The sequence below is a fragment of the Lichenifustis flavocetrariae genome (genome assembly GCF_026130545.1).
GTDB lineage: Bacteria > Pseudomonadota > Alphaproteobacteria > Rhizobiales > Beijerinckiaceae > Lichenihabitans > Lichenihabitans flavocetrariae.
Genome location: NZ_JAMOIM010000003.1, coordinates 169,438 through 184,338 on the forward strand (window position 1 = coordinate 169,438; position 14,901 = coordinate 184,338).

16 protein-coding genes are annotated in these 14,901 nt (G+C 64.9%); 10 read left to right on the top strand and 6 right to left on the bottom strand.

Features of this window, described 5'->3' with window-relative positions; all coding sequences use genetic code 11:
- Nucleotides 1-120 precede the first annotated feature (120 nt).
- Genes metG through M8523_RS06230 form a run of 3 tightly spaced genes read left to right on the top strand, consistent with a single transcriptional unit; the run spans nt 121 to nt 3,298 of the window.
- Complete coding sequence (gene metG, locus M8523_RS06220; protein ID WP_282583978.1) at nt 121-1,686, top strand: methionine--tRNA ligase; 1,566 nt, start codon at nt 121-123, stop codon at nt 1,684-1,686.
- Nucleotides 1,686-2,483, top strand: coding sequence for a TatD family hydrolase (locus M8523_RS06225; RefSeq protein ID WP_282583979.1), 798 nt, complete (start codon nt 1,686-1,688; stop codon nt 2,481-2,483). The genes metG and M8523_RS06225 overlap by 1 nt, the downstream gene beginning before the upstream one ends.
- Entirely contained in the window at nt 2,480-3,298 is an 819-nt protein-coding gene (locus M8523_RS06230) for an MBL fold metallo-hydrolase (protein WP_282583980.1), read from the top strand. Before M8523_RS06225 ends, M8523_RS06230 begins: the two co-directional genes overlap by 4 nt.
- Before the next feature lie 214 nt (nt 3,299-3,512).
- On the opposite strand, the gene M8523_RS06235 is transcribed toward M8523_RS06230, so the two are convergent.
- Complete coding sequence (locus M8523_RS06235) at nt 3,513-3,848, bottom strand: hypothetical protein (protein ID WP_282583981.1); 336 nt, start codon at nt 3,846-3,848, stop codon at nt 3,513-3,515.
- A 169-nt stretch (nt 3,849-4,017) separates the two neighbouring features.
- Between M8523_RS06235 and M8523_RS06240 the strand changes: the two genes are divergently transcribed.
- Nucleotides 4,018-4,452, top strand: a complete 435-nt coding sequence (locus M8523_RS06240) for a GlcG/HbpS family heme-binding protein (protein ID WP_282583982.1) — start codon at nt 4,018-4,020, stop codon at nt 4,450-4,452.
- 17 nt (nt 4,453-4,469) lie between these two features.
- Here the strand turns inward: M8523_RS06240 and M8523_RS06245 are convergent, their stop codons facing one another.
- Nucleotides 4,470-5,153 carry a DUF1045 domain-containing protein gene (locus tag M8523_RS06245; RefSeq protein WP_282583983.1) on the bottom strand — a complete coding sequence of 228 codons (684 nt, stop codon included), beginning with the start codon at nt 5,151-5,153 and terminating at the stop codon, nt 4,470-4,472.
- Between the two features lie 109 nt (nt 5,154-5,262).
- On the opposite strand from M8523_RS06245, the gene M8523_RS06250 reads away from it, so the two are divergent.
- A complete protein-coding gene (locus tag M8523_RS06250; protein ID WP_282583984.1) occupies nt 5,263-6,051 on the top strand; it encodes an NAD kinase in 789 nt (262 codons plus the stop codon).
- Nucleotides 6,052-6,149: 98 nt separating this feature from the next.
- Here M8523_RS06250 and M8523_RS06255 read toward each other — a convergent pair whose 3' ends face one another.
- Nucleotides 6,150-7,385: a DUF2336 domain-containing protein gene (locus M8523_RS06255; RefSeq protein ID WP_282583985.1), complete on the bottom strand. Its 1,236-nt coding sequence runs from the start codon at nt 7,383-7,385 to the stop codon at nt 6,150-6,152.
- A 124-nt stretch (nt 7,386-7,509) separates the two neighbouring features.
- Between M8523_RS06255 and M8523_RS06260 the strand changes: the two genes are divergently transcribed.
- The 5 genes from M8523_RS06260 to M8523_RS06280 all read left to right on the top strand — a co-directional run bounded on the left by M8523_RS06260 (nt 7,510) and on the right by M8523_RS06280 (nt 12,412).
- Entirely contained in the window at nt 7,510-8,244 is a 735-nt protein-coding gene (locus tag M8523_RS06260; protein WP_282583986.1) for an aldolase/citrate lyase family protein, read from the top strand.
- Nucleotides 8,245-8,372: 128 nt separating this feature from the next.
- The gene (locus M8523_RS06265) at nt 8,373-9,476 is read left to right on the top strand and encodes an ABC transporter substrate-binding protein (protein WP_282583987.1); all 1,104 of its coding nucleotides are present in this window, start codon (nt 8,373-8,375) and stop codon (nt 9,474-9,476) included.
- Nucleotides 9,477-9,714: 238 nt separating this feature from the next.
- Complete coding sequence (locus tag M8523_RS06270; RefSeq protein WP_282584209.1) at nt 9,715-10,554, top strand: ABC transporter permease; 840 nt, start codon at nt 9,715-9,717, stop codon at nt 10,552-10,554.
- Entirely contained in the window at nt 10,551-11,342 is a 792-nt protein-coding gene (locus tag M8523_RS06275) for an ABC transporter permease (RefSeq protein WP_282583988.1), read from the top strand. The genes M8523_RS06270 and M8523_RS06275 overlap by 4 nt, the downstream gene beginning before the upstream one ends.
- Before the next feature lie 8 nt (nt 11,343-11,350).
- Nucleotides 11,351-12,412 carry an ABC transporter ATP-binding protein gene (locus M8523_RS06280; RefSeq protein ID WP_282583989.1) on the top strand — a complete coding sequence of 354 codons (1,062 nt, stop codon included), beginning with the start codon at nt 11,351-11,353 and terminating at the stop codon, nt 12,410-12,412.
- A gap of 121 nt (nt 12,413-12,533) precedes the next feature.
- Here the strand turns inward: M8523_RS06280 and M8523_RS06285 are convergent, their stop codons facing one another.
- The 3 genes from M8523_RS06285 to M8523_RS06295 all read right to left on the bottom strand — a co-directional run bounded on the left by M8523_RS06285 (nt 12,534) and on the right by M8523_RS06295 (nt 14,893).
- Nucleotides 12,534-13,487, bottom strand: coding sequence for an extensin-like domain-containing protein (locus tag M8523_RS06285; RefSeq protein ID WP_282583990.1), 954 nt, complete (start codon nt 13,485-13,487; stop codon nt 12,534-12,536).
- A gap of 73 nt (nt 13,488-13,560) precedes the next feature.
- Entirely contained in the window at nt 13,561-14,022 is a 462-nt protein-coding gene (locus M8523_RS06290) for a DUF2852 domain-containing protein (RefSeq protein ID WP_282583991.1), read from the bottom strand.
- 310 nt (nt 14,023-14,332) lie between these two features.
- Nucleotides 14,333-14,893 (bottom strand): NUDIX domain-containing protein, encoded by a 561-nt coding sequence (locus M8523_RS06295; protein ID WP_282583992.1) that lies wholly within the window; start codon nt 14,891-14,893, stop codon nt 14,333-14,335.
- Between the last annotated feature and the right edge of the window lie 8 nt (nt 14,894-14,901).

Sequence of the window (14,901 nt, forward strand, 5' to 3'; positions counted from 1 at the left end):
ACCGCGCTCAGGGGTTGACCGGACGCCGGCTTCCCCGGAAAAGACAGGCATGACGTTTCCGCGGGGAGCAGCGCCGTCGGCCACGGCCGGCCACGGCTCCGTGCAACCTTGATGGACATTATGGCCGGCCGCCCCACCTTCTATCTGACGTCCGCCATTCCTTATGCGAACGGCGCGCCGCATATCGGGCATGCCTATGAGCGCATCGCTTCGGATGCGATCAGCCGCTTCAAGCGCCTGGACGGGTATGACGTCCTCGTCATGTCCGGCATGGACGAGCATGGCCAGAAGATGCAGCAGACAGCCGCCCGCGAAGGCTTGACGCCGCAGGGCCTCGCCGACCGCACCGCAGGCCAGTTCCGCGCCATGGCGAGCGCCCTGAACGTGCCGGCCGACGACCTGATCCGCACCACCGATCCGCGCCACGCCGCCTGCGCCCAGGAACTCTGGACCCGGATGGCCGCCAAGGGCGACATCTATCTCTCGACTTATGCGGGCTGGTATTCGGTTCGCGACGAAGCCTATTACGACGAAGGTGAACTCACGCTCCACGCGGACGGACGGCGCCTTGCCCCGACCGGCACCCCGGTCGAATGGGTCGAGGAATCGAGCTATTTCTTCAAGCTCTCGGCCTATGCGGAGCGGCTGCTCGATCATTACGCCCGCCAGCCGGATTTCGTGACGCCGGAGGCCTATCGCAACGAGATCGTGAGCTTCGTGTCGCGCGGACTGACCGATCTCTCGATCAGCCGCACCACATTCGATTGGGGCATCCCGGTTCCGGGCGATCCAAAACATGTGATGTACGTCTGGGTCGACGCGCTCGCCAACTACCTCACCGGCACCGGCTTCCCGGACCCGGCCGCCGAGCGGTCCCGCTTTTGGCCCGCGCAGGTGCATAATATCGGCAAGGACATCACGCGGTTTCACGCCATCTACTGGCCGGCCTTCCTGATGTCCGCGGACCTCCCCCTGCCCCATCAGGTCGTCGTGCACGGCTTCCTGTTCAACAAGGGCGAGAAGATGTCGAAATCAGTCGGCAACGTCATCGACCCGATGGCATTGGCTGAGACCTATGGGATCGATCAGCTTCGCTATTTTTTCTTGCGCGAAGTGCCGTTCGGGCAGGACGGAAACTATTCGCACGAGGCGATCGTCAACCGGATCAATGCCGATCTTGCCAACGATCTCGGCAATCTGGCGCAGCGCTCCTTGTCCATGATCGCCAAGAACTGCGGCGGCCTGGTGCCGACGCCCGGCGCCTTCTCAGATGCCGACCAGGCCATTCTGGCGCAGGCGGACGGCCTGCTCGCGGCGGCCCGGAGCCAGATGCAGGGCTTCGCGCTGCATGGCATGATCGGTGACATCTGGCGCGTCGTCGCCGAAGCCAACCGCTATTTCGCGACCGAAGAGCCATGGATCAAGCGCAAGAGCGATCCAGCGCGCATGAACACGATTCTTTACGTGACGGCCGAGGTGCTGCGCGCCGTGGCCATCCTGACCCAGCCGGTCATGCCGGGTTCAATGGCCCGGCTGCTCGACCTTCTGGGCGTGCCGCCCGAGGCGAGGGACTTCGCGGCGCTCGGACCCAACCATCGCCTCGCGGCCGGTACGGCACTGCCGACGCCGGCGGGGATCTTTCCGCGCTTCGTCGAGCCGGACGCCGAGACGGTTGCGAGCGCCTGATGCTGATCGACAGCCACTGCCACCTCGACTTTCCCGACTTCGCGGAGGAACTCGACGCCGTCGTGGGACGCGCCAGGGCCGCAGGCATTGGCCGCATGATCACGATCTCGACGCGGGTGAGCCGGTTCGCGGCGATCTCGGCCCTGGCCGAGCGCTTCGCGGAGGTCTTCTGCACGGTCGGCACGCATCCCCACCAGGCCGATGAGGAACCGGACGTGAGCGTCGCGGATCTGATCCGGCTGTCGGGCCATCCCCGCTGCGTCGGCATCGGCGAGGCCGGGCTCGACTACCACTACGACAAGGCCCCACGCGATGTCGCGGCTCGGGTGTTCCGCACCCACATTGCAGCGGCGCGCGAGACCGGTCTGCCGCTCGTGATCCACTCCCGCGATGCCGACGACGACATGGCGGCCATCCTGCGTGAGGAGCACAGGAATGGTCCGTTCAAGGCGGTTCTCCATTGTTTCACCTCGTCGGCCGGGCTGGCGCAGACGGGCGTCGACCTCGGCCTCTTCGTCTCCTTCTCGGGCGTTCTCACCTTCAAGAATTCAGAGGCGCTCCGGGCCATTGCCAAGACCGTGCCGCTGGATCGGCTGTTGGTCGAGACCGACGCTCCCTTCCTGGCGCCCGTGCCGCACCGGGGGAAACGCAACGAGCCGGCTTTCGTCGTCGAAACCGCACGGGTTTTGGCGGATGTCGTGGGGATCGAGGTCGACGCTCTGCACGCCCAGACCACCGCCAATGTCCACCGGCTCTTCGGCAAGCTGCCGCCGATCGAGAAAGGCGCCGCCGCATGAGCCTCGTCGTCACGGTCCTGGGCTGCGGCTCCTCGGGGGGCGTTCCGCGTCTCGGTCAGGGCTGGGGCGATTGCGATCCGACGAACTCGAAGAACCGCCGCACGCGCTGTTCGATCCTGGTAGAGCGAACCGCGGCGGATGGCGGGCGGACCACCGTACTGGTCGACACCTCGCCCGACTTGCGTGAGCAACTGCTCCGTACCGGCACTGACCGGCTCGACGGGATCGTCCTGACACATTCGCATGCGGATCACACGCATGGCATCGACGACGTCCGGCCGCTTGTCATTCACATGCGGCGCCGCATCCCGATCTACATGGATGCCCCAACCTGGAACATCGTGGGGCGCGCATTTTCCTATATTTTCGAAACGCCGTCGGGCAGCATGTATCCGCCGCTGCTCGACCGCCATGAGATCACGCCCCTCGACGAGCTGACGATCACCGGACCGGGTGGCCCGATCACTCTGATGCCGTTCGAACTGGATCATGGGGAGATCCCGGCGCTTGGCCTTCGTATCGGGTCCTTCGCGTATATGCCGGATGTCAAGCGGGTGCCGGATGCGGCCATCCCGGCGCTTTCGGGCCTGTCGATCCTGATGATCGACGCCCTTCGTTATCAGACCCACCCGTCACACTTCTCGCTCGCCGAGGCTCTCGACTGGATCGAGCGTCTCAAGCCGGAAACTGCGATTCTGACGAACCTGCATACGGATCTCGACTACGCGCGCCTCTCCGCGGAAGTGCCCCCGCACGTCCGGGCTGCATTCGACGGCTTGCAAATCGATCTGTCGGAGGGCGATCAAAACAGGTGAAGCAGGACCGATGTATTTGAGTCCACTTAGCTCCGGAGCATTCCGCAGAATTGGCGGCTCGGCCTCAACGATCTCGATGCTGAGTGGCCTATGAGGATAGCATCTCGAAGCATGCCCTACGGTCGATGCGCCATCGATGGTGGCTAACAGCGAGACTGAGGAACGGCGGGGTCAGGTTGGCCGGACAGCCTCGCGCCTGACCCGATATCCGATCCTATTGCTTGGCCAAGCACCCCTGCGAAAAATCCTTCCAGGTCATGCCGCTGGCAGCGCCGTTCTTCTTCATGCTCGACCATTGATGGCCACATTCCCGCATGCGGGACCGCGCCGCGTTGCGCGACTGGGCCGCGTCGGCGCCAGGCACGTCCTTTGCGGCTGAATTGGTGGTGTCAGCCACCAGGCGGCTCGCCGGAAGGGCCTGATTCACGGGTGTGCTCGACCGAGGATCTGTGCCGGACATTGCGGGCAAGGCCGAAGCCGGGCTCCCCAACAGACCAGGGCCGACGAGGGCGGCAATGGCCAACAACCGGATCAGCGTTCTCATATTCATCGTGGGTCGCGTTGGAGGTCGATACTCAGCCCACAGGTCGGAGGCCTGAGCCTTTCTCGGGGACGTCGGTGGCGAGATCAAGGCTGTCCCCGCGCTTGATCGTGATGCCGGCGCTTGACGTGATCGCGGTCCGGCGTGCAAGCCGAGGCTGTCACTCAAGGAGAACCAGATGCCCTTAACGCTGGCCACGGCCCAAACCCTCGTCACAGCTGCTCTCGCGCATGCCCGCCAGCAGGCGTTCAAGCCGCTCGTGGTCGTGGTTCTCGATGCACGGGGCGCCGTCAAGGCGGCGGCGGCCGAAGACGGAACCTCGCTCAAGCGGTTCGAGATCGCGCACGGCAAGGCCTTCGGGGCGCTCGCCCTTGGCATGGGATCTCGCGCGCTGACCAAGCGGGCCGGCGAACAGCCGAGCTTCATCGCGGCGGTCACGCATGCGGTCGGCGGGAGTCTGATCCCCGTGCCAGGCGGCGTGTTGCTCGTCGACCGGGACGGTACGCACATCGGAGCCGCGGGCGCCTCCGGCTGCCTGTCGGACAATGACGAAGCCGCCCTGCTCGCCGGAATCGCAGCCGCCGGCCTCACCGGCGACACGGGCGCGGCGTAGCGGACGCCGAGGACCGCCTACCCTCCGAAGGGACACCGCTCGACGACCACGAACCGGCCCTCCCGGTCGGGCTGGACGAACAGGCTGAGCGCTTCGACTGTCAACCTGAGCGGCACCTTCGCGAGAAGGTCCCGCAGGACAGGTTCGAGGCGATGCCGGTCGGCTGGCTCCATCGCGCCCGTCAGAGTCATGTGGAACTGGAAATCGTCGAACACATAGGGGTAGCCCCAGGTGTCGAGGTTTTCCACCTGCCTTTGGATCAATGTCTCCGGATGCCGCCGCTCCCGGTCCTCGGGTGTCAGTGGTGCCCGATAGGGATCGAAATGGCGGACACAATCTGCCGCGAGAGCGTCGATAGCCTGCTCGGGAGCCACGGCAACGAGGGCGAGGAAATGGCCCACGACGGCAAGCGTCAGATCGAGCGTGAACGGCTTGCGCCCCTTGCAAAAGCCGGCCAGATCCGCCTGCAATGCCGCCGCGTCGCCGCCTTCGGCCAAGTGAAATGGCGCCTTCAAGGTCGCGTGGAACCCATAGCGCCGCGGCTCGGCGCTCCAGGCGAGACTGAGCGGGTCGTGGAACACGGGATGATCCGGGAAGGGAACATCACGACCCGTCACCGCGTCGTATCCCAGGATCGACGACCCCAGATCCCAGAGTGCTGAATCGGTGGGCGGCGTCGCGTAGATCGCGTAGCGCGTCATTGAAGTTCCTGCCTCGGGTCATGCCGGCCGCTGCTTTACCGGCGCAGGCCGTTCTTTTAGGGTCTTTCGGTCCGCAGGGGAATGATGCGGTCGACTTGGGGGCACTCGAATGGAGCGATCACAAGCGACGGCGGAGGTCCCACGCCTGGGATTCATGTCGTCTGGCACTCCGGAAGCCGACACCGCGCTCCGTGTGCTCACCGACCGCTACGGGTGCGTCGCGCCAGAGAAGGCGGATGTTCTGGTGGCGCTTGGCGGGGACGGCCTCATGCTGCAGGCGCTGCACAAGGCCATGGAGTTGCGCAAGCCGATCTACGGCATGAACCGCGGCACGGTCGGCTTTCTGATGAACGAATATGCGGTCGACGACCTGATCGGGCGCATCGCGGCCGCCAAACCCTCGATTGTTCATCCGCTCGTGATGTCGGCAGAAACCGTGGACGGCTCGATCGTCACGGCGCGCGCCATCAACGAAGTGGCATTATGGCGTCAGTCCTATCAGGCTGCAAAGATGCGGGTCTCGGTCGATGGAAAGGAACGGCTCGACGAACTGGTCGCCGACGGAATGATGATCGCGACGCCCGCGGGATCCACGGCCTATAATCTTTCGGCCAATGGACCGATTTTGCCTCTGGACGCACCCTTGATGGCACTGACCCCGATCTCGGCCTTCCGGCCGCGACGCTGGCGCGGCGCACTGCTGCCGGACCGTGCCAAGGTGACGATCGACGTGCTGGAGGCCGAGAAGCGACCGGTGGCCTCAACGGCCGACCAGGTCGAGGTCAAGAACGTGATCCGCATGACGGTGTGGATGGATCATCAGATGGGCCTCGTGTTGCTGCACGATCCCGGACATTCGTTGGACGAGCGCATTCTGCGGGAGCAATTCGGCTACTGACGCCGGACAGCGCCAGTGCAGACCGGCCGGGCTTCGCGTTGGACGGGTAACTACAACCATCGAAGCGTCTCTCACGCGCAGAGGCGTGAAACCGAAGACTACGCGGCCGACAGAAGAGGCACACGGCCGACGGGCGCAACCGATGGGATCCTCCGGAGCGCCGGACCCGCCATCGGTTGTGCAACCGGCGGCGCTTCGAGCGCCCACATCGAGGCCTTCAGGCTGTCGCGCAAGGACTCTGCCTCGAAGCGGCGGAGCAAGGCCGCGACCCGCATGAACTCGGGATTCTCGGTTCGGGTACAGACCTGAAGCACATGAGTGACGGCAGGACGGAGGAGGTCTGAACGGACCGCCGCGGCCTGCGTTCCATGGCGTGCAACGGCTTCGAGGGCCGCGCAGAACACCGGGAGGAGCGCGGACGGCATGGCGGCCTTGCCGTAGAGCGACGCGAACCCGAGACCCATGGGGGACCGCAGATGGCCCATGGCCGTCTTCGACGAGACGCCCGCGAGTTGGGACAGGGCAGCCGCGAACAATTCGAGGTTGCCGCTCAGCAGTGAACGCAGAAGAAGCGCCGGCGTCAGATGACCGATCGCCCGGAGATGCGCGGCGAGATCGAGGGGGCCCTGAACGCCCAGGCTTCGGGCGCTGGTCGCGGCAATCGTCACCGCACCCTTTTCGCGTCCCTCACGCTTGATGCAATCGGCCCGCTGCGGCGACATCCAGGCGCAGGACATGGCGAAGGCCGTCAGGGCTTCGGCCGTCACGACGACGAGATCGTGACGCGTGGCCGGATCGAGATCGGTCCGCATCAGCAGCACCTCGCGCATCTCGGCATCGTGACCGAAGCGATCGACGATGCGGCGGAGAAGAGGCGGCGACAGCCGGCTCGACACATTGGCGGCGAGCGCGAGAACGGCGTCACGCCCGGCGATCTCGACCAGTGCCGCGGCCACGGCCCCGGACACGCCGGCTCGGGACGCCACCGCGACCTGCGCCGCCGTATCGCCCACCGCGACCGCATCGACGAGGTCTCCATCCGCCAGGAGGCACGAGGCCCGAAGCACCGGAACGGCGACGCGGCTGTCGTCGCGCGACAGAGCGACGACCACATAGCGGGGCACGTCGACACTGCCGGCCGCTGCCTCGGCCAGCGCGCAACGCACCAGCAGCGACGGATCGTCGAGGAGCGCGGAAAGCATCCGGTCGAGATGGATGGTGCGCTGACGATCCGTGCCGACCGTACCGCAAGCACCGACGAGCGCCCGGGCCGCGTCGGCCCGGGCCTGGGCGGGCGCGTCTGCAACCCATCGGAGAAATCGTTCCAAGACCATCGCGGGACCTTCGGCCGGATTCGCTGCCCACGCGGCATGCGGCTCCGTGGTCGAATCATCTCTGGTTTATGGTAAAGGCCATGTTAAGCGCGCCTTTGCGCGATCAGCTCTGAGAAGGAAATCCATGCGCTCCGTGCTGGTTGTGCCGGTCACCGACCCAAAAGCCCTCGATGCGGCCTTCGCGGCCGCTGCCGATGCCATCGTGCTTGATCTCGTCACCGACCGGAAGAGAGATCCCACAGCTCGCGTGGCCGTCCGGCGGACGGCACGCGACATTCTCCGGGCCGCGCAGATCGACGCGCATCGCCCTCACCTTTATGTCCGGCTCGAAGGTCTGGACGAGGATGCCTTCGATGATGACCTCTCGGCGGTCATGATCGGGGAACCCGACGGCATTCTTCTGGCCGGCAGCCGATCGGGGATCGACGTGCAGCATCTGGGCGCGAAGCTGGCGGTTCAGGAAGCCGAATACGGCCTGACGGACGGCGAAACCGGTGTCATCGCGGAGGCGGGCGCAAGCGCGCGCGCACTGTTCACCCTTGCGAGCTACGACGGAGCAAGCGCCCGACTTGTCGGACTGACATGGCACGCAGAGCGTCTGGCTCTCGATCTCGGCAGCGATCACGATGTGACCGAACTCGCCGATTTCGCGCCGTTCCAGACCGTGCGGCACCTGACCCTCTTCGCCGCTCGGGCGGCCGAAGTCGCGGCGCTCGATACAGCGAGCGCAATTGTCGACGAGACCCTCTTCCTGGCCGAATGTCAGGCTGCCCGACGGCATGGCTTCAACGCCAAGTTGACGACGTCGCCCAGCCAGGTCGCCATCATCAATGCCGTCTTCAGCCGCGATCCGGCTTGAACAAGAGGTCCGTTGCGGACGCGCCGGAATCGCCATTTACCGCAAAGAGCAACAATCAGTTAGACCGACACATGCCTGTCAAGACGCGCTGCTAACGGCTGCGGCTCAGGTTAAGCAAAGGGACGAAGATGGCACGCACTCCTCACGGCATCGCACTGGTTTCGGCTCTGGCGCTGCAAGCAGCCGCGGGCGCTGCCCATGCGCAAGCGCCCGAAGCCCTAGTTTCGGCCGCGAAAGGCGAGGGCCAGTTGACCGTGATCGCCCTCCCGCATGACTGGTGCGGTTACGGCGCCATCATCGACGGCTTCAAGGCCAAATACGGCGTCAAGATCAACGAACTCAATCCCGATGCCGGCTCTGGCGACGAGGTCGAGGCCATCAAGGCCAACAAGGGCAACACGGGCTCTCAGGCCCCGGACGTGATCGACGTCGGCTTGTCGTTCGGCCCGCAGGCCAAGACCGACAAGCTGACGCAGCCCTACAAGGTCTCGACCTGGGACACGATCCCGGCCGACCAGAAGGATGCCGACGGCTATTGGACGGGCGATTACTACGGCGTGCTGGCCTTCGAGGTGAACACCGACATCATCAAGAAGGCGCCGACCGATTGGGCGGACCTGCTGGGTGACGACTACAAGAACTCGGTGGCCCTGGCCGGCGATCCACGCACCTCCAACCAAGCCATTCAGGCCGTCTACGCCGCGGGCCTGTCTGTCGCCAAGGGCGACGCCGCGAAGGCCGGGGCCGCGGGCCTCGACTATTTCGGCAAGCTGAACAAGGCCGGCAATTTCGTGCCGACGATCGGCAAGGCGGCGTCGGTCGCTCAAGGCGCAACGCCTCTGGTGGTCCGGTGGGATTACAACGCGCTGACGGATCGCGACACGCTCAAGGGCAACCCCACGATCGACGTGGTGGTGCCGAAGACGGGTGTCGTGGCAGGCGTCTACGTGCAGGCGATCAGCGCTTTCGCGCCCCATCCGAACGCCGCCAAGCTCTGGCTCGAATATCTCTACTCCGACGAGGGACAGGGCGGCTTTCTCAAGGGATATTGCCATCCCGTCCGCTTCGCCGACCTGGTCAAGAACAAGAAGGTCGACGCGGCCGTTATGAGCAAACTGCCGCCGGCAGAAGCCTATGAGCATGCGGTGTTCCCGAGCCTGGCCGAACAGGACAGCTCCAAGGCAGAGATCACCAAGCAGTGGGATTCGGCGGTCGGCGCGAACGTCAAGTAGGCGAACGGTCGTCACCGGGAGGCGGGACAACCGCCGCGGCAATCCAGGCCAAATTGTTTGGTTCTGGATTGCTTTGCTCGGCTCCCGCTGATGAACTTCAAAGGCGGCCGGATATATTCCGACCGTCGCTTCGCCTGCCGCAACCTGACCGGATCACGATCTCCCCATGGAGCAGCCCCTCGAAGCCTTGGCGCTACCGACGGCCCAGCCGTCGCGGCCCCTCCGGCGTCTGCCGACGATGCCGCTGGCATGGCTTGGAGTCGTTCCGTTCTTCGTCTTCGCCCTCATGTTCCTGCTCCTGCCGACGCTGTTCCTGATCGCCGGAGCGTTCCAGGATCCCGACGGCCATTTCACGCTGCAGAACCTGCGCGACCTTCTCGCGCCCAACATCATCAGCGCTTATTGGATCTCGATCGAGATCAGTGCGGCGTCAGCGCTTGGCGGAGCTTTCTTCGGAGCCCTGCTGGCGGCGGCGGTCGTGCTCAACGGCCTGCCCGGCTGGCTCCGGCCGACGCTCATGACCTTCAGCGGCGTGGCGTCGAATTTCGCCGGCCTTCCGCTCGCCTTCGCGTTTCTGGCAACCCTCGGCCGCATGGGGCTCGTGACGGTGCTGCTGTCGAGCCTGCTGGGGTTCAACCTCTATCGCACCGGCTTCAACATCCTGAGTTTCTGGGGCCTCACGATCACCTATCTGTATTTTCAGATCCCGCTCATGGTGTTGATCCTCACGCCGGCGCTCGATGGGTTGAAGAAGGAATGGCGCGAGGCATCGCAGACGCTTGGCGCGACGCCCTGGCAATATTGGCGCATGATCGCCTTTCCGGTGCTGTGGCCGAGCCTGCTCGGCACCACGCTGCTGCTCTTCGCCAATTCCTTCGGCGCGGTGGCGACCGCCTATGGGCTGACGGGTAGCACGCTCAACATCGTTACCATCCTGCTCTATGCGCAGATCCGGGGAGACGTGCTGCACAACCAGAACCTCGGCTATGCGCTGGCTCTCGGCATGATCGTCATCACGGGCCTGTCCAACGTGGCCTATATCGTGTTGCGCACGCGCAGCGAGAGGTGGCTGAAATGAAGCGCGCCCGTCTCGGCCCCTGGATCGCCGTCATCCTCGGCGCGATCTACTTCCTGGTGCCGCTCATCGCGACTTTCGAATTCTCACTCCGGGTGCGCCGCAACCAGTATAGTTTCGACGCCTATGCCAATGTGTTGGGCGATCCGCATTTCCAGGCCTCGTTCCTGTATTCGACGCTCATCGCTTTCGCGACGATCGTGGTCGGCGTGATGCTGGTCGTACCGACCGCCTATTGGGTTCAGTTGCGACTGCCCAAACTCCGGCCCGTCATCGAATTCATCACGCTGCTGCCGCTCGTGGTGCCGGCCATCGTGATCGTCTTCGGCTACCTGCGGATCTACAATTCATCGTCCTGGCTGCCGCTGACTGGCAGCCCCGCTTCGACCAACGTGTTGCTCGTCTTCGGCTACGTGACGCTCGCCCTGCCCTATCTCTACCGCTCGGTCGACACCGGTCTGCGCACCATCGACGTCCGCACGCTGACGGAGGCCGCCGAAAGCCTGGGCGCCCGCTGGCCACGGATCCTCTTCACGATCATCTTTCCGAACGTCCGGGTGGCGATCATCGGTGGCGCGTTCCTGACCTTTGCGATCGTCATCGGTGAATTCACCTTCGCGGCGCTGCTGGACCGTCCGGCCTTCGGCCCCTACCTCCAACTGGTTGGTGCCAATCGGGCCTATGAGCCAGCGGCCCTTTCGATCATCGCCTTCGCGATCACCTGGGCCTGCATGGGCCTCATCCAGATCTTTGGCCGCGACCGCCGCACCGGCGTCGCGGCGCGGCCCTGAGAGCATCCATGACCTTCCTCGTTCTCGACGGCCTTCAGAAAATCTACGGCACCCATCAGGTGGTGCAGCGTTTCGACCTTTCGGTCGAGCGCGGGGAATTCATCTCCTTCCTGGGTTCGAGCGGCTGCGGCAAGACCACGACGCTGCGCATGGTGGCGGGGTTCGAGACGCCCACGGTCGGCACGATTCGGGTTGATGGCCGCGACGTGACACAACTCGCGCCGAACCAGCGCAAGGTCGGCATGGTGTTCCAGAGCTACGCGCTCTTCCCCAACATGACGGTCGCGCAGAACGTCGCCTTCGGGCTGAAGGTAGCGGGCAAATCTCCGGCCGAGATCAAGACACGGGTCGGGGAGATGCTGGAGCTGATCAAGCTTCCCAAGCTCGCGGACCGCTACCCCTACCAGATGTCAGGCGGCCAGCAGCAGCGCGTGGCGCTGGCCCGCGCCATCGCCACGAAGCCGCAGATCCTGCTGCTCGACGAACCCCTCTCGGCGCTCGACGCCAAGATCCGCGTCTCCCTGCGCGACGATATCCGCACCCTGCAGCGTGAGCTCGGCATCACGACGATCTACGTCACGCACGACCAGGAAGAAGCGCTCTCCATGTCCGACCGGATCGTGGTGATGAGCGAGGGCCGCATGGAGCAGGTCGGCACACCGTTCGAGATCTACAACCGGCCGGCGACCCGGTTCGTCGCCTCCTTCGTGGGTCATTTGAATTTGTTGAAGGCCACGGTCGTGGCCCCAAGCGAGGGCCGCATCACCGTCAATGGCCAGGCTATACGGACAGCGGCGGCCCTGAACGGCGTCCCGGTCGGCGCGCCGCTGACCTTGGCTCTACGCCCCGAGGCGATCCGGATCGGCGCGAGCGAGACCGGCAACCGCCTCGACGGCACGATCAGCGATGTCGCCTTTCTGGGGGCGATTGTCCGCATCCGCGTGCAGGTCGGCGACAACCGCCTCTCGCTCGACACTTTCAACAACCCTGGCTCACCGCCACCCGCACGCGGTGAAGCCGTGCATCTCGGCTTTTCTCCCGAAGATCTTCACTCTGTGTCGGACGCGTAGAGCCGAGGACCATAAAAGGTTCTGTGTTTCCGCTGCCGAGCATCGGGCCGTCGATATCGCCCCACATCTCCAAGATCCTTGCCGGGAGACCTATCGTAACGGTGGATGCAGCAATGACCGTCTATCGACCGACCCCGCTGGCCGCGCCCGCCAGCGCCGAAAGTTGATCCCGATCTGACTCCGACAGTCTGTCCGCGCCCGGATCGACGGTCACGGAAGGCGTCGCGGTCGCCAGATAGGCGCTGGCTCCCGGGCCGTTATATTCCTGCGGCTGTGGCGCTGGTCGTCCACCCTGCGCGATGTCGAGGTCTTCGTCGACGGGCGGCGGTTCCGGCAACGTGTCGTGGGCCGGAGGTTCGGGCAGCGCCTGCTCTGGCGCTGGTTTGCAGATCCGGCGCAGGCCCCGCGAGGTGCTGCCGTGCATCGCGAGATCCATATGAATGTGGTTGTAGTGAAAGACGTTGGAGCCCGGTGCCAGCACGGTCGTGAACAAGCCGCAGGCGCCGGCCTGGGCCTCGCGGAGGAACGCCTGTTCCTGCTCGTCGCCGCCCTTCCAGCCCCGCATGACGCTGATCTCGCGTCCGCTGCGCAAGACGAAACCGCCAATGTCGATCGCATTGCCGAAAGCGTGCTCGGACAGGTTGGCACCGCTCTGGTTGTTGATGCCGCGGCAGTTATAGGACCCCATCGTCTTGATCTCGGTGACCGGTTCCCCGAAACGCGCCGACGCGGCCGGTTGCAGTACGCCCGTAACCCAGCTGTCGAGAGCCGGGATCATGGAACAGTCGAGCGTTTCTGTCGCGTTCAGCACCACGGTGCCGTCGGCGAGGCCACGGACCTTGAAGGGATGGTGCAGTCCGCAGATCCCCGGTCCGGTGATTTCCCGGAACGGCTGGATATAGGCCGATTCATGGACGAGGTTCTGGGCCAGGCAGGCCTCTTCGGCATGCGTGCGCCAGGCCGGTCGCTCACGGTAATCGAAGCCCGAGCAGCCCGCGAGCGCCGCGAGGCCGCCCGCGACCGCGATGGCGGGCCAGGACCGATCCCCAAAAAGTGGCAAACAAAAACGCGCCATGGTCGAAGACCGTGGCGCGCGAAGGTTAAATCCGACTGAAGCTGTTTACACTCGATCCGCCAATCCGGCGGCTTTATTGAGCATTGCCCCCACGCGCGGCCATGAACCGATCGAATTCTTCTCGGTCGCGGGCGCGGCGCAGGTTGTCCATATGCTCGGCGAACTCGCGTTCGGCCGCGTCAAGCTTCCGACGCTGTTCGTCGAGCTTTTCGAGTTCGGCCTTGCGCCATTCATCAAAAGCCGCGTTGCCGCTCTTCGTCGCGCCGAAGGGCTGCCAAGCCTGACGCTGCGCCGTGGCGCGGCTCGCGAAATCCGTGAAACGGGCACGCGCGAATTCAAACACGTCCGGCACAGGATATCCCTTTCGTTGCAGAACCTTCCACCCCAGCACCGCGAGGCCGATCGGCCAATAGATCGCAAAGCCGACAACTACGGCCAAGATCTCGACCGGCTTCCATGCGAAAGCCCCGCCGCCGCAGCGCCGGCCCTGCCATGGTCCTCCGGACTGCCCGGCCGCCTGTTCGTATGCGCTCATCTCATCCTCCACCCCACGATGGGGCCACGATGTGAATGTTACGTACATTAACATCAGCGCGGAGCCCGCAGTCGTCAAGAGCGACCGGTAAAATTATCGACGGCCGCGGCCAAGGAGGCCACAATGCTTATCGCCTGCTCATCATCGCGAGCGAAGCGTGGCGATCCAGATCCCTGGCGCTACATGGATTGCCACGGCGGCTTCGCCGCCTCGCAAGGACGCGGCAGGGGTGCCGCATGCACGGGTCAGATGCAAATGCCCAGGCTGGACGCGCCTTAAATCGAGTGACCTACACAAACATGTACGAAAATCAGAACAGATGAGGTTGCTTCAGACGAAGGGTCTGGACCAGCGCGAAGCTCTTGAGATCCGGCAGCCGGCCCTCATCGGCTGAGGCCGCGAGCTCTGCCAGCGGCACCTCGACGACGGTGATGTTTTCATTCTCTTGGGCGAGGCCGCCGCCCTGCCCGGTTCGGTCGGCCGCCGCGAATGGGGCGAGAAAGAGCGTGATCCGCTCGGTCGAAATGCCAGGGCAGGACCAGATCGTGCCGACGAACGTCAGCGCCCCGAGCGTCACCCCGGTTTCCTCCATGGCTTCACGACGGGCGCATTGCTCTTGATCTTCGCCGGCGTCCAGCAGGCCGGCCGGCACTTCCAGAAGATCCGGTTCGCCAGCCAGAAGCACGGGAGCGCGTGGCATGCGGACCAGGAGCGCGACACGGCGTTCACGGTCATAGGGGAGCACCGCGACCGCGCTGCCGTGATCCTCGACCTCGCGGGTGAAACTGGTCGAACCATCGGAGAGCGTGACCTTCGTCATGCTGCTCCAGCCTTTGTAGACTTGCTCCTTGCCCGTGATCTCGACTGTCATCCGCTGCC

What these genes read in the sequence shown, in the direction of transcription:
- metG (WP_282583978.1), top strand. Translation starts at nt 121, where the DNA reads ATGGCCGGCCGCCCCACCTTCTATCTGACGTCCGCCATTCCTTATGCG.
- M8523_RS06225 (WP_282583979.1), top strand. Translation starts at nt 1,686, where the DNA reads ATGCTGATCGACAGCCACTGCCACCTCGACTTTCCCGACTTCGCGGAG.
- M8523_RS06230 (WP_282583980.1), top strand. Translation starts at nt 2,480, where the DNA reads ATGAGCCTCGTCGTCACGGTCCTGGGCTGCGGCTCCTCGGGGGGCGTT.
- M8523_RS06235 (WP_282583981.1), bottom strand. Translation starts at nt 3,848, where the DNA reads ATGAATATGAGAACGCTGATCCGGTTGTTGGCCATTGCCGCCCTCGTC.
- M8523_RS06240 (WP_282583982.1), top strand. Translation starts at nt 4,018, where the DNA reads ATGCCCTTAACGCTGGCCACGGCCCAAACCCTCGTCACAGCTGCTCTC.
- M8523_RS06245 (WP_282583983.1), bottom strand. Translation starts at nt 5,153, where the DNA reads ATGACGCGCTACGCGATCTACGCGACGCCGCCCACCGATTCAGCACTC.
- M8523_RS06250 (WP_282583984.1), top strand. Translation starts at nt 5,263, where the DNA reads ATGGAGCGATCACAAGCGACGGCGGAGGTCCCACGCCTGGGATTCATG.
- M8523_RS06255 (WP_282583985.1), bottom strand. Translation starts at nt 7,385, where the DNA reads ATGGTCTTGGAACGATTTCTCCGATGGGTTGCAGACGCGCCCGCCCAG.
- M8523_RS06260 (WP_282583986.1), top strand. Translation starts at nt 7,510, where the DNA reads ATGCGCTCCGTGCTGGTTGTGCCGGTCACCGACCCAAAAGCCCTCGAT.
- M8523_RS06265 (WP_282583987.1), top strand. Translation starts at nt 8,373, where the DNA reads ATGGCACGCACTCCTCACGGCATCGCACTGGTTTCGGCTCTGGCGCTG.
- M8523_RS06270 (WP_282584209.1), top strand. Translation starts at nt 9,715, where the DNA reads ATGCCGCTGGCATGGCTTGGAGTCGTTCCGTTCTTCGTCTTCGCCCTC.
- M8523_RS06275 (WP_282583988.1), top strand. Translation starts at nt 10,551, where the DNA reads ATGAAGCGCGCCCGTCTCGGCCCCTGGATCGCCGTCATCCTCGGCGCG.
- M8523_RS06280 (WP_282583989.1), top strand. Translation starts at nt 11,351, where the DNA reads ATGACCTTCCTCGTTCTCGACGGCCTTCAGAAAATCTACGGCACCCAT.
- M8523_RS06285 (WP_282583990.1), bottom strand. Translation starts at nt 13,487, where the DNA reads ATGGCGCGTTTTTGTTTGCCACTTTTTGGGGATCGGTCCTGGCCCGCC.
- M8523_RS06290 (WP_282583991.1), bottom strand. Translation starts at nt 14,022, where the DNA reads ATGAGCGCATACGAACAGGCGGCCGGGCAGTCCGGAGGACCATGGCAG.
- M8523_RS06295 (WP_282583992.1), bottom strand. Translation starts at nt 14,893, where the DNA reads ATGACAGTCGAGATCACGGGCAAGGAGCAAGTCTACAAAGGCTGGAGC.